The sequence below is a fragment of the Clostridioides sp. LIBA-6622 genome, assembly GCF_056716095.1.
In genome coordinates this window covers 1046509-1064618 of record NZ_CP196998.1, presented here as the reverse complement: position 1 = coordinate 1064618, position 18110 = coordinate 1046509, and the positions used below count along the sequence as shown (strand labels likewise).

At 27.0% G+C, this 18110-nt stretch carries 15 protein-coding genes; all 15 read right to left on the bottom strand.

Annotation, left to right across the window (positions count from 1 at the left end; all coding sequences use genetic code 11):
• Positions 1 to 74: 74 nt before the first annotated feature.
• The 15 genes from wecB to ACTG47_RS05080 all read right to left on the bottom strand — a co-directional run bounded on the left by wecB (position 75) and on the right by ACTG47_RS05080 (position 18104).
• Complete coding sequence (gene wecB, locus ACTG47_RS05150; RefSeq protein ID WP_479926367.1) at positions 75 to 1199, bottom strand: non-hydrolyzing UDP-N-acetylglucosamine 2-epimerase; 1125 nt, start codon at positions 1197 to 1199, stop codon at positions 75 to 77.
• Between the two features lie 59 nt (positions 1200 to 1258).
• Positions 1259 to 2344 (bottom strand): glycoside hydrolase family 113, encoded by a 1086-nt coding sequence (locus ACTG47_RS05145; protein ID WP_479926366.1) that lies wholly within the window; start codon positions 2342 to 2344, stop codon positions 1259 to 1261.
• Between the two features lie 36 nt (positions 2345 to 2380).
• A complete protein-coding gene (locus tag ACTG47_RS05140) occupies positions 2381 to 4462 on the bottom strand; it encodes a cellulose biosynthesis cyclic di-GMP-binding regulatory protein BcsB (protein WP_479926365.1) in 2082 nt (693 codons plus the stop codon).
• A 22-nt stretch (positions 4463 to 4484) separates the two neighbouring features.
• A complete protein-coding gene (locus ACTG47_RS05135) occupies positions 4485 to 5741 on the bottom strand; it encodes a glycosyltransferase family 2 protein (RefSeq protein ID WP_479926364.1) in 1257 nt (418 codons plus the stop codon).
• Between the two features lie 48 nt (positions 5742 to 5789).
• Positions 5790 to 7451 (bottom strand): DUF2334 domain-containing protein, encoded by a 1662-nt coding sequence (locus tag ACTG47_RS05130; RefSeq protein WP_479926363.1) that lies wholly within the window; start codon positions 7449 to 7451, stop codon positions 5790 to 5792.
• Positions 7444 to 8292: a GGDEF domain-containing protein gene (locus ACTG47_RS05125; protein ID WP_479926362.1), complete on the bottom strand. Its 849-nt coding sequence runs from the start codon at positions 8290 to 8292 to the stop codon at positions 7444 to 7446. Before ACTG47_RS05125 ends, ACTG47_RS05130 begins: the two co-directional genes overlap by 8 nt.
• Before the next feature lie 250 nt (positions 8293 to 8542).
• Positions 8543 to 9595, bottom strand: coding sequence for an ABC transporter substrate-binding protein (locus ACTG47_RS05120; protein WP_479926361.1), 1053 nt, complete (start codon positions 9593 to 9595; stop codon positions 8543 to 8545).
• The gene (locus tag ACTG47_RS05115) at positions 9595 to 10269 is read right to left on the bottom strand and encodes an ABC transporter permease (protein WP_003432155.1); all 675 of its coding nucleotides are present in this window, start codon (positions 10267 to 10269) and stop codon (positions 9595 to 9597) included. Before ACTG47_RS05115 ends, ACTG47_RS05120 begins: the two co-directional genes overlap by 1 nt.
• A 104-nt stretch (positions 10270 to 10373) precedes the next feature.
• Positions 10374 to 11210 carry an ABC transporter permease gene (locus ACTG47_RS05110; protein ID WP_169469391.1) on the bottom strand — a complete coding sequence of 279 codons (837 nt, stop codon included), beginning with the start codon at positions 11208 to 11210 and terminating at the stop codon, positions 10374 to 10376.
• A gap of 1 nt (position 11211) precedes the next feature.
• Positions 11212 to 12255: a spermidine/putrescine ABC transporter ATP-binding protein gene (gene potA / locus ACTG47_RS05105; protein WP_479926360.1), complete on the bottom strand. Its 1044-nt coding sequence runs from the start codon at positions 12253 to 12255 to the stop codon at positions 11212 to 11214.
• Between the two features lie 18 nt (positions 12256 to 12273).
• Positions 12274 to 12813, bottom strand: a complete 540-nt coding sequence (locus ACTG47_RS05100; RefSeq protein WP_021383760.1) for a helix-turn-helix domain-containing protein — start codon at positions 12811 to 12813, stop codon at positions 12274 to 12276.
• A gap of 437 nt (positions 12814 to 13250) precedes the next feature.
• Positions 13251 to 13940 carry a YczE/YyaS/YitT family protein gene (locus ACTG47_RS05095; protein ID WP_479926359.1) on the bottom strand — a complete coding sequence of 230 codons (690 nt, stop codon included), beginning with the start codon at positions 13938 to 13940 and terminating at the stop codon, positions 13251 to 13253.
• 347 nt (positions 13941 to 14287) lie between these two features.
• A complete protein-coding gene (locus ACTG47_RS05090) occupies positions 14288 to 14953 on the bottom strand; it encodes an amino acid ABC transporter permease (RefSeq protein ID WP_479926358.1) in 666 nt (221 codons plus the stop codon).
• Between the two features lie 9 nt (positions 14954 to 14962).
• Entirely contained in the window at positions 14963 to 15763 is an 801-nt protein-coding gene (locus ACTG47_RS05085) for a transporter substrate-binding domain-containing protein (protein WP_479926357.1), read from the bottom strand.
• A gap of 418 nt (positions 15764 to 16181) precedes the next feature.
• On the bottom strand, positions 16182 to 18104 hold the full coding sequence (locus ACTG47_RS05080; protein ID WP_479926356.1) for a CotH kinase family protein: 1923 nt from the start codon (positions 18102 to 18104) through the stop codon (positions 16182 to 16184).
• Between the last annotated feature and the right edge of the window lie 6 nt (positions 18105 to 18110).

Here is an 18110-nt window from a genome sequence, read left to right as displayed (position 1 = left end):
TATGTTATCACAGATTTTATATCAAATGGATAATAATTTTAATTCTTTCTACTATAAATTTAAATAAATAAAAACTAATTTAGATATTTACAATTTAATTTTTTCATTATTATGTCCACTATATATTTACTTGCATTTCCGTCCCCATATGGATTAGATGCTTTACTCATCTGATTATAACTGTCTTTATTTATTAATAAACTACTCACCGAATTATATATTCTATCTTCATCAGTACCTACTAATTTAAGTGTCTTAGCTTCAATACCTTCAATTCTTTCTGTTTTATCACGCAACACCAAAACTGGTTTACCTAATGATGGAGCTTCTTCCTGTATTCCTCCACTATCAGTCATTATCATGTATGATTTATTTAAAAAATTATGAAAATCAACCACTTCTAAAGGTTCTATAATATGAATCCTTTTAGAGGATTTTCCAAATGCTTCATCAGCTATATTGCGTATTTCAGGATTTAAATGTATTGGGTATACTATTTGTACATCTTCAAAGTCATCTACTATTCTTTTTACAGCTTTAAATATGTTTTTCATAGGATTACCTAAATTTTCTCTTCTATGAGAAGTCAATAAAATCATCCTGTCATTGCCAATCTTATCAATTATAGGATGATTATAGTCTTCTTTTATTGTCATCTGCAAAGCATCAATCGCAGTATTACCAGTTACAAATATATTATTTTTAGGCTTTCCTTCACAAATCAAGTTTTTCCTAGCCAAAGTGGTAGGGGCAAAGTGTATATCAGCAATAATACCTGTAAGTTGCCTATTTAATTCCTCTGGAAATGGAGAATATTTATCATAAGTTCTAAGTCCAGCTTCTATATGACCAACAAAAATTCTACTATAGAACGCAGTCAAGCTAGTAGCTAGGGTTGTTGTTGTATCTCCATGCACTAATATTATATTTGGATTTTCCTTATTTATAATTAATGGAAGTTCATTTAAAATTTTGCATGTTATATCATTTAAACTTTGTCCTTTTTTCATTATATCCAAATCATAGTCTACATTTATATTAAATGTTTCTATAACTTGGTCAAGCATTTCTCTATGTTGGGCTGTAACACATACAATACTTTTTATATGCTCTCTATCTTCAAGTTCTTTTATTAAAGGAGCCATTTTAATAGCTTCAGGCCTCGTTCCAAATACAGTCATAACCTTGATGTCATTCATTTGTATCTCTCCTAATCATACATTTAATTTATACAAATACTAATGCTTTCATAACAAAACTATTCATACCAAGACTTAATAACCTTTATACTCTCCTTTGATGGATAAAAATTTTTTTCTTCATCTATTTTACCTACACAAAACACAGAAAAACCATTTATCCAATCTTCATTCTCAAAAACTTTTTTATATGCCTCAAAGCATCTTGCTTGCTCTTCATCATTTATAACTTTTGAAGGAATATGATTCCATGGTTGAGAACTTGCATTTTCTCTATTTGAAAAACCTAATTCTCCAAAAAATATTGGTTTCCTATGAACTTTATAAAGATTATATATTTCTTCTTTTATATTCTGTCCTCTATTATTTACAGTAGATGAATGTAATGCAGAGACCAATTCTTCCACTGTATTAATAGGTTTATTACTTAGTTCAAAATATGCTGCTATAGATATAAAATCTAACTTATCAAAAAAATTATTATTTAGTTTTTGTTCATAATATAATTTACTATTTAAGTCATCTTTTTTTGTATACCACCAATTAGTCCTATATGTTACAAGTCCATCAAATTTTGATTGTACAAAATCTATTATTTCGCTCCAATTTTTCTGATATTCCTCTAAATGTACAAAATTAGAACCTATATTCAAGACATTTACATCCAGAGGATTTGCTACATCTATTATAAGTTCATTTAATATAGTATTTTGCCAAGTATAAAAAAATCTATCTTTATTTTTAGGATTCCAATCAGTTTCATATAATTTTCCATTTTCTATCCACGGATATGCTTCTAGTATTGTTGAAATACCTTTTTTATTTAATTTTTTTATCAGCTTAATTGCTTTTTCTTTACTACTATTATCTATTGACATAATATCAGAATTAATTTCATCTACATTTATAATTATGGGTACATTTACTGTATTCAATCCTAGTTTATCTATATCCTTCATAACTTGTTTTATTTCATAGTCTACAGATAAGTTAGCTGATTTAATCTTACCATCATATTGGTTATTTATTAGACTTTTATCTCTTAACTCTGTGTTTATAAAATAGATTATAAATATAAAAATTAAAGCTACTACTGAAATTAGAATATTTCTTTTTAATTTAAATTTATTTATATATTTGTTCAAATTATATACCTCTTTTAAAATAATAAATTTATCATGTTATCTTCTTTTATATTTTTTTATATATAACATTGACAATACTATGGCTACAATTATAGTAATAAAAGAAATCATTAAAAATACTTTTGTTGTCTTACTAATGCTTATATTATTATTTAAAGTTTTTACTTCTTTATTAATTTTCAAATTATAAGCTAAATCTTCTACCTCTCCATATTCATCAATCGTTAATGTATCTCCTTTTAAATCATTAACTTTACTTTTATTCAATAAATAATCCATTCCTAAATATAAGTTTTTTTCATTTATTGAACTAATTACCATAATATTTTTTTGATTATTATAAGGTGATTTTATCAATTGAATTGCAGAAATATTTTTCCCATAGCCATCGATAAAACTTATCTTTTCATTTGATAAAAATGTAGAATAACTTTTGTTAAACTTTATGTTTAAATTATCGTTTAACATCTTTATAACAGAATTATTAAATGGCACACCAAAAACTATAATATTGCTATCTTTATATTTGTCATTAAACTCTTTTCCTCTAATTACGTTTATATGTCCTTTATACGAATTTATATTTGCACCTAAACTAATACCTAAGCTAGACATCCAAGTCATAGCTTGTGAATCTGAATAATCTGGCATTATTACAGTTAAATCATTAAATTCATCATCTTTAATAAATGGATATGGATAACTTTCAAAAGACAAAGATTCATTTTCTTTTGTAGATAAATCCATATAAGAACTATTTAATACATATGCCCAAGGATTATTACTTTCCCTTGTAATACAATTTTGGTTCTTTATACTCAAATTAAATACTAATTTAACTTGATAATAGTCTTTATTATCTATATCTTTAGGTATTTTTAATTCTAGCTTGTCATTATTAGAATGTGACCTATCCAATTTCTTACTTCCCACAACAACATCATTTATAGATACTGTAACCAAAGATTTTTCAAAATCCAAATTATCAGAGTACCTTAAATTTAAGACAATTTTTGAACCATTATCCAATATCTTACCCTTTGGTATTTTAACATCAAACAAAGCTTGCTGATTAAATGCACCCTCTAACAAAAAATCTGAATATCCCAAGTCCTTTAATGTCAAATGGCTTAAATTTAACTTTTGTTGCTCATTAATATTTATATTAGTGTCTTTATTTACAATTACTGATGATGATAGTACTTGATTAGAAAGTTTATTTTCCACTAATAAATTTGATGCCTTTATTAAATCATCTTCATTACTACCAATTACCACCATCATTTTCTTATTCTTATTGTAAGGTGAGTCTACTTGTTTAATTATACAATTTGAAGATAATAGAGTTTGTTCCTTTGTGCTTAAAATATTTAAAATTTCTTCTGCTGTATTTTCAGGTTTACCAATATATATAAGATTATCCTCAGACCAATTTTTCATTTCTGAATACAGTTTAACATCCAGTTTTAAATTATCATTTTTTGTTATTTTTCCAAAGTCTGAAGCTATATTAAACACTGCTGTAGATTCTCCTCTAGTCATATTGTCTGGAACTAATATAGTTGTATCCAAATTAAACTTATCTTCAATTTCTGAATATGGATATGGATATTCATTTATTGAATTCCCCATATTTTTCTGCTTATATCTAATTGATGTATATGATTCTTTATGAATAACCATCCAATTCCCAATATTAGAATCATCCTGACAAATTTTATCAGATATAGTTTTATATGCTTTTATTTTTATTTCATTATAACCTTGGATTATATAGTCTTTTGGTATTAATACCTCTAGTGTATTTTTATAATCTGTCTTAGCATTTAGTTTAATAGATTTTATTGGTACATTATTTATTAAAACAGTTAAACTAGAAACATCTTCATTTAATATTTGACTCTTACTAAAATTAAGATGTAATAAAACTTCCTCGATATCCCAATTCTTATTTACCTCAAAAAAGGTACTATTACTTCCTATAACACCATCAATAGTGATGTCTCTTTCAAATTTATAATTTTTAACTTTAGTCTCATCAGCTTTTACTTCATCTACAATCAATATATTTGAAAAAAACAATACTAAAGATATAATTGATATAACAAATTTTTTCATGCTAGTTCCTCCTGTACATGAATCAAAATCTTTCTGTCTTATACCATTTAACTTCCCTTTTAAAAATCACATCTTTTAAATATTCTATCATTCCTTTTATAGCTACAAACAACCACAGTTGAGAGTATGTAAAATACATTATTGCAACTATGAATATATTCTCAAGTGTTGCTTCGCCTTTTTCTATACTTAGACTTATACTTACCTCTATAATAAATAAGAGATATGATAGTATCCATATTATAAAAAAGTTAATCGGAATTGAAATCTCTACTAGTTTAGATATACTTAAAATAAATAAAATATCTGATATAATGACAGATGTTAAAAACAAAAAATATACAGAAAAAAAGTAGGCTATATCAAATACAATTTTATTTTTTCCCTGTTTAAATATATTTTTTATATATTTCATTAAGACATATATATTTCCTTTCGCCCATCTTGTACGTTGCTTTATCCATACTTTAACAGTTTCTGGTTCTTGCTCCCATGTTATAGATTGTGGTACAAGCTTTATCTTATATCCCAATTTATATATCCTAAAGCTAATTTCTGTATCTTCTGCAATTGCTTTACTATCCCATCCTCCAATTTTTTCTATGATACTTTTTCTCAATATAAAATTAGTTCCTGGTATTGTACATAGGTTAAATAATTGCCATCTACCAGCTTGTGACATCCATTGAAAGCTTAGTGTTTCTATATTTATGAATTTAGTTAATAGATTTTTATTTTTATTGCGAGTCCTAAACTTTCCAATAACAGCACCTAATTCATCATCCATTACTATTGTTTGTATTAAATATCTAAGTGCATTTCTATCTGGTGTATTATCCGCATCATAAACAGCTATAAATTCTCCTTTGGAAATAGTATATCCAATATTTAATGCGTTTGATTTTCCTTTGCCTCCTGTTAAATTATCTGTATTTATTATGGTAAAATTATAATTATTATACTTATTTTTTATATCTTCTAAAATATCTTTACTATTATCAGATGAGTTATCATTTATAACAATTAGCTCCATTTTATCTTTAGGATAATCAAGTAATAGTAAAGATTCCACAGTTTTGCCTATTACCTTAGCTTCATTGTGAGCAGGAACAAGTATCGATACCATAGGATATTTATCAATTTTTTTTACTTCTTTGTTAAAATTTTTAAAGTAAAATATATAACCGCCCAAAGCTAAAATAATATTTATAAGCAACAAAGACCATATACTAAATAAGCTAAATATAAATAAATACTCTGATATATTTAAATCTCTCATAAATTTCTCCTAAAATTTTTTAAAACCTCTATTCTAATATAAAATAATTTATTTTAAAAATTTCTTTTTATCTATCTTCTTAAAATATATAAATATAATCACAAATGTTAAAACACTTACAGACACTATCAATATTAAAATTTTACTAATATTGGATATATACTTAAATCTAATATCATTTTCAGTATTTTCTTCTAAATTCCTATCATAAGTTACTTTAACTTCATTTCCAACATTTCTTATTTGTATTTCATCAACTTTTACCCAATTATTAAAATCTCTTAAATCCATAAATTCTATATTTTGTTTTTCTAGGTATTCTATTGTATACTTTAAGTAATCTATATCTAAATATGAATGAAAAAAGAAACCTCCACTAAAACCTCTAACCATAGAGACTTTATCTAGATTTTCTTTGATATTTTGAAAAGTAAACTTATCTTCTGGGTCTATATATCCTAAATTTTCAGGTATAAATATATTAAATTCTTCTGTATCCTGAATAACATAAGGATATGTATTAGTACTAAATTTTTTATCATTATTTTGATGTTGACCTACATAAGTAGAAAAATACTTTTTCAACTCTTTATATCCCTCAGATTCTATTGCATAATGTGGTGCTTCAAACGCAAGAGGATAAATTCCATTTTCTATACATATTCTAAGGCCACTCAACACTCTATCTTTTACAAATACCTTCATATCTTCCTTTAAAGGTGCATCTCTTTCGCCATCCCAAAATTCATACCCTTCTCCAGAAACTTCTTCTTTTTTGTATTGATGAGTATATCCATGTAATATTACTGTACCTCCCTTCTCTTGCATATATTTTACTGCTTTGACAATCTCAGGGCTTTCTGATAAAGTAGTTATTTTATGATTTTTAGGATTTACATAAGCTGGTATCAATGCAATTGTAAATGGTATATTTCTGTCACTTAAATAATCAGCTATATCTACAAGATTTTTAGGGTCTCTAAAAGCATGTACATCTTCTATTCTTACAAATATACTTCCCTTATCAAATTTCTTAATATTAAAAATATCATTCAGTGAATCACAGAATATATAAAATAAAACACCATCCAAATCCAATTTGGATACATAAAAAAGATTTTTGTCATTTATTATATATGGATACTCATTTAATGTATCACTAATACTTCCTATTACTTTATCACTTATATCTTTTGATTTCACAAGATTAAATAAATAGTGTTCATCCAAATTGTACGACTTACCCTTATAATTTACACTCACTATGTTATTTGTTTTTCCCAAATACTCTAAATTATATTTTTTGTATTCTAAAAGATTTTCTATACCATGCCCCAACCAACATATATTTCCGTTATATGAATCTAATGAACTAAGTAAATATTTAGTTCTTTTCTCATTAGCATATGAATTTTCATTAATTCCTATAATAAATATATGACTATAATAATTTTTATTTATTTCATCATCATAGTTACTTAATTTTAATAACTCAATATCTGAACTAAATCTCCCCAATAGAGTCCTTATAATTTTTAAAATATCTCTATTGTAGGCTGTTTCTTTCTTAGAATCATATATAACTAAAACCTTATTTCTATTAGATGTAATTTCTGTTGCATATGAAGATAGATTAAAGTTTGATATTACCAGTACTATAGATAATATCAGTATTAATTTTGATAAATTCTTATTGAGTATTTTAAACATCGTATTGTAATTCCTCTTCAACTATATTCTTAAAATTTATACTATCGCCAAAGTTATCGTTATACTCTAAAAATGCAATTTTCACATCTATATTTACATATTTTCCTTTATTGTTTAGGTCTAAATTTAACGCTCTTATCTTTTTATTTATTCTGTCTTTAACAACTTTTGAACCTTCCAAAGATGTATTTGGCATCAATATGCCTATCATATCCTTTTGTAAACTATAAATTATATCCTCATTTCTTGTACACTCTATAATACTTCTACTGATGTGTTTTACTATTTTATTAGTCTTATTTTCACCAAATATTGTCTGTAAATTTCCATAGTATGGCAATTTGACTATCATAAGAGAAAAATTAGTATTATGTCTAATAGATTTACTTATCTCCATATTTACATCATTATAAAAAATCTTTAAATTCCTAAGTCCAGTTTCACTATCAATAGTCACTAACTCTTTATACTGTTCAGTTAACTTTGTGTTTGTATATTGCAATTCATTTATGTTTTTATTTAAATTACCTACTATAATTGAAGAGATTGGTATTGCTATTATCCACATATATGATATAAACTCAACATCTATATTATGAGTAATATTGTTATATAATATATAGGATGTATACATAAATATAGTTATTGAACTTGTTATCAATCCTATTACTGAGTTTGATAAATAAGTTAACATTATTATAAAAAAAACCACTGCAAACATTATAAATACATTCAATTTATTTTCTGTTCTAATAGATAATATTACTATTCCAACAATTAAAAATATAAAAACTAACAAACTCAATATTAATAAATCTATTTTTTTATTTATCCTATTCATTTTTTATAAATTTACACCTCCAATTATTCTATTAAGTTACCCATTTTTTCTAATTATTATTAGAGTCATTATACAAATAAGATTTTCACTTATTAAAAGATTAATTAAGTCGCATGTAAATATAATTTAATAAAAACAAACTCAAAACAAGTATATATTGGACAAAAAATAAAAACTGTTCAATAATTAGAAAATTAATTTCTAAAAAAGAACAGTTTTATTAAGTAAATATAATTAAATCAGAAAGACTCTATTTTGACTTTAATTCTATCCAAGCCTTGTCATATAGTTTTATCTTTTCACCAATATCTTCAAAAGTCTCACATTTACTAAGTACTTCTTTAGATGGATATGCAACAGGATTATTAGTTATTTCTGGGTCTAATAATTTTAGCGCTCCTGTATTCGGTGTCGAATATCCAATATACTCAGCATTTATTTTTGCATTTTCTGGGTCTAGTAAGAAGTTTATAAACAATTCAGCTTCTTTTTTATTTTGTGCTGTTGTAGGTACACACATAGCATCTACCCATTTATTAGTACCTTCTTTAGGTATCGCATAATCAAGGTCAGAATTTTGGTCCATTAATGTAACTGCATCTCCAGAATACAACATACCCATTGCTACTTCTCCACCAAGTAATCTATCCTTACCTTCATCATTTACATAAGCTAATACCAAGTCCTTTTGTTTCATTAAAAGATTTTTCGCTTCATTTATTTCTTTTGTATTTACACTATTCATACTGTATCCTAATTTTTTAAGAGTTATTCCTATAGTATCTCTAACAGAATCAAACATCATTATATTACCCTTATACTTTGGATTCCAAAGTATATTCCAACTATCTATAGGGTCTTTAACCTCTTTTTTATTATACAATATTCCAAGAGTTCCCCACATATATGCAACACTATATTCATTAGTTTTATCATATATAGGGTTTAAAAAACTTTTATCTAAATACTTCATATTAGGTATATTTTTAAAATCTAACTTTTCCAAAAGACCTTCATTTTTCATTTTTTCTACCATGTAATCTGAAGGAAAAACCAAATCGTAGTGTGTACTACCACTCTTTACTTTTTGATACATCATTTCATTAGTATCATAAGTTGAATACTGAACATCTATTCCAGTTTCTTCTTCAAACTTATCTATAAGAGATTCGTCTATATAATCTCCAACATTATATACATTTAAAACTTTTGTAGAATCAGTCGCTTTATTACATCCTGTAAATAAAGTCACTGTCATCACACCTACAGCTACAAGGGCTATTACTTTTTTATACTTAATCATTATTTAGTCCCCCTTACTATAGATTCTTTTTTATTAGCTAATAAAAGTAACCCTAAAACAACTGCAAACATTATTGTTGATAATGCATTTATTTCAGGTTTTATACCTCTTCTAGCCATTCCATAGATTTCTATAGAAAGATTGCTTACACCATTTCCAGCATTAAAGAAACTTATTATAAAGTCATCTATTGACATAGTAAATGCAATTAAAAATCCAGAAACAATACCTGGCTTTATTTGTGGCAAAATTACTTTTCTAAGAGCATATATAGGTGTCGCTCCTAAGTCCATAGCTGCATCCTCTATATTATCAGGCAATTGCTTCATTTTTGGTAAAACTGAAAGTATGACGTATGGCAAACAGAACATTATATGTGCCAATAGCATTGTTGTAAACCCAAATTCCATTTTTACAAATACAAATAGACTCATAAGAGCTACTGCTGTAACTATCTCTGTATTTAAAATAGGAAGATAGTTTACATTTAGTATTAATTTCTTACTCTTACCTCTCATCTTATGTATTCCTATAGCACTTATAGTTCCTACTATTGTAGATATTACAGATGCTAATATAGCTATTACAATAGTGTAATATAAAGCACTCATTATACTCTCATTTTGAAGTAATTGACCATACCACTTCCATGTAAATCCATTCCATCTTGCCATTGATTTTGAATCATTGAAAGAAAATAGTACTAAAGCAAATATGGGTGCATATAAAAACAAGAATACTAATGCTAAATATATATTAGAAGTTATTTTCTTTAATTTTAAAATAGTAACCCACCGCCTTCTTTGTCAGACTCATCTCCAAATTTTGACATTATGGACATCGATATTAATATTACTATCATCATAAATATCGATATTGCTGAGCCAAAGTTCCAATCTCCAACAACCGTAAATTGTTGTTCAATCAAATCTCCAACTAGCATTATTTTACCTCCACCTAACAGTCTTGATATTGCAAAGGTAGTTACTGCTGGCATAAATACCATAGTTATTCCAGACATTACACCTGGCAAACTCAAAGGAAATATAATTTTTCTAAATACTGTCATATTGTTTGCACCTAAGTCATGAGCAGCATTTATCAAATCATTATCCATCTTTGATAGTGCAGTGTATATTGGAAGAACCATGAATGGTAAAAAGTTGTATACCATACCTAAAAGTATAGCAAAATTAGTATACAAAATTGCTAATGGCTGTATCCCAAACCAACCTAAAAATGTATTTAAAAGTCCATTTTTTCCTAATATAGCAACCCATGCATAAGTTCTTAAAAGAAAATTCATCCACATAGGAAGAATAAACAATAATATTAATGAACCTCTTCTACTTACATGAGCTTTTGAAATTATATATGCCACTGGATAACCAACTATAAGGCATATCAATGTCGCTCCTCCTGCTAAAAGAATAGAACGAGCAAATACTTTAATGTATATAGGGTCGATTACTTCTTTATAATTTTCAAGTGTAAATGCATAACCTCCACCTGACTCTTTTGTAAAACTGAAAAATACTACTAGTATTAAAGGAATTATTACAAATATCGCACTCCAAACTACATATGGATATGCTAAGAAAGATTTTCTCTTCATCTTAGTTATTCTCTTTTCTCATTATATGGATGTCTTCTGGATATATATCCATGCCTAGCTCTGTTCCAACCTCAGCATTTTTAGTATTATGAAGTATCCATAATCTTCCATTTTCATTTAATTCTATCTCATAGTGCACTCCTTTAAACACAGTAGATGTAACTTTCCCCTTTAACATTCCTTCTTCTGGCTTTACCATTTTTATATCTTCTGGTCTTATTACGACTTCTATATTTTCGTTTTTTTCAAATCCTTTATCAACACATTCAAAATCCCTATTACAGAAATTAACTTTATAATCTTCTATCATAATTCCATCAAATATGTTACTTTCACCTATAAACTTAGCTACGAATGAGTTTTTAGGTTCATTATATATGTCTTGTGGTGTTCCCATTTGTTGTATCTTGCCCTTATACATTACGACAATAGTATCTGACATCGTAAGAGCCTCTTCTTGGTCATGAGTTACAAATACAAATGTTATTCCTAATTTTTTTTGAATTCTTTTTAATTCTATTTGCATTTCTTGTCTAAGCTTTAAATCAAGTGCTCCAAGTGGCTCATCTAGTAGCAATACTTTTGGTTCATTAACTAAAGCTCTTGCTATTGCAATCCTCTGTTGTTGTCCTCCACTTAATGAGTCAACTTGTCGTCTTTCAAAACCTTCTAGTGCAACAAGTTTTAAAATCTCTTTCACTTTAGTATCTATTACATCTTTTGGAGTCTTTTTGATTTTTAGTCCAAAAGCTACATTTTCATATACATCCATATGTGGAAATAAAGCATATTTTTGAAATACTGTATTTACTTGTCTTTCATATGGTGGCAAATTATTTATCTCTTTACCTTCAAATAAAACTCTACCATCATCAGCATACTCAAATCCTGCTATTATTTTTAATGTAGTAGTTTTTCCACATCCACTTGGTCCAAGTAAAGTTAAAAACTCATTTTTCTTTATATCTAAATTGAAATTATCTAAAACAGTAAGTTCTTCATAATGTTTAGATATATCTCTTAATTCTATTATATTTTCTACCAATTATTAAACACCTCTATTCTAAAATGATGGTGGCGTACTTACCCAAATCACTTTTGCTGTCGTTTTACCTTCGTTTGATATATAGTGATTCGCTCTTGGTCTAAAGTAAAAGCTTTCTCCTTTTTTTACCTTATTTTTCTTTTCGCCTATATGAACATATATTGAGCCTGCTAATACATATCCAAATTCTTCGCCTTCATGTGGCTTTTCTTCTTTATATTGTCCTCCTGGATACAATGTTATTATTATTGGCTCCATTTCATTTTTTTGTGAATTTGGAATTAGCCACTTCAGTTTATATTTTAAGTCTTCGTCTTCCGTTTCAAACATATCCTCTTTTGTAAAACTAATTCTTTCATCATCTATTTCATTAAAAAATTCCCTTAAATTCGTACCTAGTATCTCAAGTATATCTATAAGGGTAGCTATGGATGGTGATGTTAAGTTATTTTCTAATTGAGAAATAAATCCCTTTGACAATTCACATCTATTAGCTAACTCTTCCTGGGTCAGTTGCTTTTCTGTTCTTAATCTTTTTATCTTTTCACCTATATCCATGTTGCACCTCCTAGTTTCTGTTTTATTTTACTAAACATTTTGTTTACTAAACATTGTGTTTAAAATTTGTAAACAACATAGGTAATTATATATAAAATTTGGATATAATACAAGAGTTTTTTTGACATTTTTTTATTTTTTTATTTATAAGAAATACAAGTATTTTAAAGGCTTTGGAAAATACACAATTAAAGGTGTTTATATTAATATTTATAAAGTTTAGTATCTCTAATTATAAATTAATTAATTCATTAAATACACAATTAAACTTATAAAACATAAAAAAGTATTAAACAAATAAAAAATTGCTAGAAATCTACATTTTATAGTTTCCTAGCAATCTTCATAACTTAATATTCTCTTAATAATTAAAATTTATATATTTTTAAAATTTTTCAAACTAAAATATTTAACCTTTGCTTGAATTTATTATTAAATTACTTAGCTATATTCTGAGCAGCAGTTTTTTTATCTCCATTCATATATAACTTAATAAATTTTATATCATCTACTATAAATCTATGCTTTATCTTGCTACAATCTAATTTAAATAAACTAAATATTATCTGTGTAAAGTAACCCAATCCAAATGCGCTTATTATAGTTCCTATACCAACTTTTCCACCCAAGAAAAATCCTACTATTAATGCTCCAACTTCTATAGTCCCTCTTATTAAGTTAAGTGATTTTCCAGTTTTCTTTTGAAGTGCAACCATCAAACCATCTCTAGGTCCACTTCCTAAACCACTTCCCATATAAAATACCATTCCAATAGCCAAAAGAACCAATCCTAATATCAACATAATTATTCCTACAAATAAACTATCAGCCTCTGGAATTAATTTACTATACAAAAGCAAATCCATAAAGAATCCAATTAATAACATGTTAAAAACAGTTCCCCATCCTACATTCTCACCAAGAACAACATCAGCTATAACTACTATAGAGCCTACAATTATAGAGGCAGTCCCTATAGTTATTCCTATATGATTTGAAAGACCTTGATGAAACACATCCCAAGGAGATAAACCAAGGTTACAATTTATCGTCAATACTATACCAATTGAACATATAAATAAACCTGCTACTAGCTTTAAAAATTTCCATAATACTTTTTGTAACAAAATCTACCCCTCCTAAACATAATTTAACTACTAACTTTAAATATCAAAAGCCAGCAGTTCTATTTAAAAAAATCTTACTTTATTAATTTTATAAGACACTTCTATGATACATCATTTTATGCTAAATAACTACCATTTTATTACAATTTAGTTACAATTTTTAATTATTTTTTTTATTATGTATTTTCTAGTTTCAGTATTTCTTAAATTGAATTCTATATTTTAAAATTCTTTATTATTTTATAGTTCATAAATAAAATAGAGACCACTTAAATATAATAAGAAATTGTATTTAAATAGTCTCTATTTTATTATGTAATGCTATTAATATTTATTATGTGATACTGTTAATATGCCGAATTTAGTTTTGCTTCTAGTTTCTTTTGAACAAGTCCAAAGACAAATAATATAAACCAATATACAAATCCTGCAACTAAGAACGCTTCTAGATATTTATATTTACTACCACCATTATAATTTGCTGCTGCCATTATTTCTAGTACTCCTATAGTAAAAGCTAATGAAGAACCTTTAATTAAATCCACAAAGTGATTAGATAATGCAGGAATAGCCACTCTTATAGCCTGTGGCATGACTATCCTTCTAAATATTTGTACATTTGTAAGTCCAATGGAAGCTCCTGCTTCATATTGACCCTTATCTACAGAAGAAATTGCTCCTCTTATAGTCTCTGCCATATACGCAGACATATTTACTGATAAAGCAATTATCATTGCAGTAAATGGAGACATGTCTACAAGAGCTGGAATAGCTCTTGGTAATCCAAAATATAATGCATACAACTGAACTAATAGTGGTGTGCCTCTAAAAATTGATGTATAAACTTTAACAATTTCATTTAATACTTTAACTTTGTTATAGCTTATCAATGCCATTATAGTTGCTATTACTAAAGATAGTACTAGTGATATTAAAGCCATTGTTATTGTTTCTTTAGATGCTATAAATATTTCTGGCAAAATTTTAAACATGAATGATACATCTAAACTCATAAAATTCACCTATCTCTCAATTGTTATGTCTTCTCCAAACCATTTTTTAGAGATTTCAGTAAGAGTTCCATCTTTTCTCATAGCAGTTATTGTATCATCAACCTTAGCTTTTAAAGCCTTTGATTCTTCATCTTTTCTAAATGGATACGCATTTATTTCTTCATAAATAGGTTCTCCAACAGCGATGAAATTTGAACCAGCTTTTTTATTTCTAGCAGCTGTTGCAGAAACAGAAATTATTCTTGCGTCAGATCTGCCAAGTTCAAGACCTTCATATGAATCAGACCCATCATTGAATACTAATTCCATTGAATTATCTTTATTTTTTTCCTCCATTATAGCTCTTTCAGATGAATTTGCTCCAACTTCAACTTTTTTACCTTTCAAATCTTCAAGACTTTTTATCTTGTCTTTATCTTCTGGTCTAATAGTTATCATTAGAGGATTATAAGCATATGGTACTGTAAAGTCATACACTTCTTCTCTTTCTGGTGTTATACTTATTTGTTGAGCTGCTGTATCTGCCTTACCACTGTCCACCATTCCAAGTAATCCACCTGTATCTCCATTATTTACTTCATACTTAATTTCAGAATCTAATCTTTTACCAATTTCATTCCATATATCAATTTCAAAACCTTGCATTTTCCCATCTTCTCTAAAATTAAATGGATAATACTTTGCTCCTGTAGCTACTGTAATAGTCTTCTTTTCTTCTTTTTTAGATTCTTCTTTTGTTGAACAACCTATTGTTAATCCACAAATAACTAACCCTAATGTTAGTAAGCTTAATGCTTTTTTCAAATACATTAAAATCCCTCCATACTTAATGATATTTTTATTTACATGAATTTAAACTTTATTTATATACCACGATTTAGTTTTATAATTTCTCAACTTACATATCACTCTTTACTTCCATATAAGTTAAATTTAAAACATTCATTTTTATGGATATTTCTACAAAATATAAGTTTATTTTCCATTTACCCCAAAACAATCGTATTATACTTTCCATACTTTGTCTAATAGTTTTTTTCTATGTACTTTTTTAATAGAATTAAAATTTACTATATCATTGTAAAGTTATAGATATACGAAATTACAATGCTTATTAAGCTAACATTAATAAGAAAATAATTTTTATTAAAAACAAATATATTAAAATAAAAAAGATACTGTTAAGTTGATATTTACTTAACAGTATCTTTTTTGTTTGTATCTGATTCTATTTTGATTTTATGAATCTTCTTCGGTTTATCTTTGATACACCTACTAACATAATTGACATGACTATCATTGATGCTCCACCTAAAATTAATTTAGAGTATGTTGTCGTTTTATTCATAGAGCCGCCTCCTTTATTACCAAAACCTCCAGTTTCCTTTGGACCACCTTGACTTCTATCTATATTCATATCGCCATTTTTACCATTCATATCTCCCTTATCAATATTTCCCATTCCTGGTGGTGTTTTACCATCCATACCTTCAGGTGGCTCTGGCATTCCACTCATCTTATCATCAGAATTTTCTGTGTCTTTACTTTCACTTGAACTATTATCATCAGAATTTTCTTTAGTTGAAGAAGATTCTCCACTTAATTGAGCTTTTATAGTTTTGCTCATATTTTCTGCAACTTCTAAAACTCCTGGTATTGACTTACCACCTTTGCCCATAGGTCCTCCTGACTTTTCATTAGTATTGTTCTCACTTTTATTGTCATTTGTATTATTCTCATTTTCACTATTATCTGTAGTATCATTTTTATTATCATTATCTGTATTAGTTTTGACTTCACTTAATGTTAATTCAGCATTAACTTCTTTTTCATTACTTTTGTTTTCAAAACTCTTATTTTCATTGTTAGAGTTATTATTGTTAGATTCATTGTTATTAGATTCTTTATTATTAGAATCATTATTAAATTCTTTATCACCAAATCCCTTATCATCACTAGAGTCTTCAATTGAAGATGTTATATTTTTTTCAAATTCTTCATAAGTATAAAATGCTGTTGGGTCTTCTTTTACATATGATGCTATCAAGTCATGTAATTTTGTTGTCATATTTTCTAAATAATCTGAGTCCAAGTACTTGGTTACTATTTCTTCTAGATATTCATGATACTTAGCTTTATATGTATCATTTTTTAATAGTGCAGATATTAAAGGTCTATCTTCCAAATTACCTGTTGTAGGTTCATCGATAGCTATAGATTGACTACCTCCACCAAAACCACTAAATCCACCAAATGACATATTAAAGTCCCATGGCAACATAGAAAACACTCCATCTTGTTCATATAAATAGTAATTATGAGCGAAACTACCTTGATAACTATCAAGATTTAATAAAGCTGTACTTATTGCTATATTTTTGAGGACAGAATCTACATCAAGATATTTTTCAATATCTTCACCTGTATCTAAAGATCTTAATAGTTTTGTAACTTTAGACCAGTCAGCTGTTTTTTTGTCACTTTCAACGATTAGATTTGAGTAACTATCTGGATCATCACCCTCATATTGTAATGAAGCCCCTTCATCTGATTTGTATAAGTCTCCAGTTACATCCCCAAAATTATTTTCAAGATAAGACTCTTTTAATCCTTCTACTGCCAAATATAATCCATGATATTCACCATTTATAGACACTTTAGCATATGCAAATTCTGGAGTAGCCAATCCCATTTCCTCACAGACGCTATATGTTAAAAATTCTCTCATATAAGATGGGTCAGAGTAACAGTTATTAAGGTTTAGTTGAGTAAGACCTTCCATACTTTGACTAGTATTATATTTATCGAAATTAATCTTATAGCTATATCTATCGCTATCACTATTTGCTACAGATGTAAGGCTTGAATTTCCTTTAGTTCTTATACCAACGTTTCCATATGAATCTCCATTTACAGTTACTTTTGCGACTTTAAATTCTTCTTTTATAGCATTTTCATTCATATCTTCCAAGTCACTTTCATCTATTTCTATATTAACTTCCATAACCTTGTCTCTATCAAAATATTTTTCAATATATACATCACTATATAAATCAACATTTTTATTACCATATGTACTGTAAACTCCAACTACTGCACATAAAAATATAACCATAATTGAGATAAGAAGGGTAAATTTTTTATCTTTCATAAAAGA

What these genes read in the sequence shown, in the direction of transcription:
- ACTG47_RS05080 (WP_479926356.1), bottom strand. Translation starts at nt 18,104, where the DNA reads ATGAAAGATAAAAAATTTACCCTTCTTATCTCAATTATGGTTATATTT.
- ACTG47_RS05120 (WP_479926361.1), bottom strand. Translation starts at nt 9,595, where the DNA reads ATGATTAAGTATAAAAAAGTAATAGCCCTTGTAGCTGTAGGTGTGATG.
- ACTG47_RS05100 (WP_021383760.1), bottom strand. Translation starts at nt 12,813, where the DNA reads ATGGATATAGGTGAAAAGATAAAAAGATTAAGAACAGAAAAGCAACTG.
- ACTG47_RS05135 (WP_479926364.1), bottom strand. Translation starts at nt 5,741, where the DNA reads ATGAGAGATTTAAATATATCAGAGTATTTATTTATATTTAGCTTATTT.
- ACTG47_RS05140 (WP_479926365.1), bottom strand. Translation starts at nt 4,462, where the DNA reads ATGAAAAAATTTGTTATATCAATTATATCTTTAGTATTGTTTTTTTCA.
- ACTG47_RS05125 (WP_479926362.1), bottom strand. Translation starts at nt 8,292, where the DNA reads ATGAATAGGATAAATAAAAAAATAGATTTATTAATATTGAGTTTGTTA.
- wecB (WP_479926367.1), bottom strand. Translation starts at nt 1,199, where the DNA reads ATGAATGACATCAAGGTTATGACTGTATTTGGAACGAGGCCTGAAGCT.
- ACTG47_RS05085 (WP_479926357.1), bottom strand. Translation starts at nt 15,763, where the DNA reads ATGTATTTGAAAAAAGCATTAAGCTTACTAACATTAGGGTTAGTTATT.
- ACTG47_RS05115 (WP_003432155.1), bottom strand. Translation starts at nt 10,269, where the DNA reads ATGGCAAGATGGAATGGATTTACATGGAAGTGGTATGGTCAATTACTT.
- ACTG47_RS05110 (WP_169469391.1), bottom strand. Translation starts at nt 11,210, where the DNA reads ATGAAGAGAAAATCTTTCTTAGCATATCCATATGTAGTTTGGAGTGCG.
- ACTG47_RS05090 (WP_479926358.1), bottom strand. Translation starts at nt 14,953, where the DNA reads ATGAGTTTAGATGTATCATTCATGTTTAAAATTTTGCCAGAAATATTT.
- ACTG47_RS05130 (WP_479926363.1), bottom strand. Translation starts at nt 7,451, where the DNA reads ATGTTTAAAATACTCAATAAGAATTTATCAAAATTAATACTGATATTA.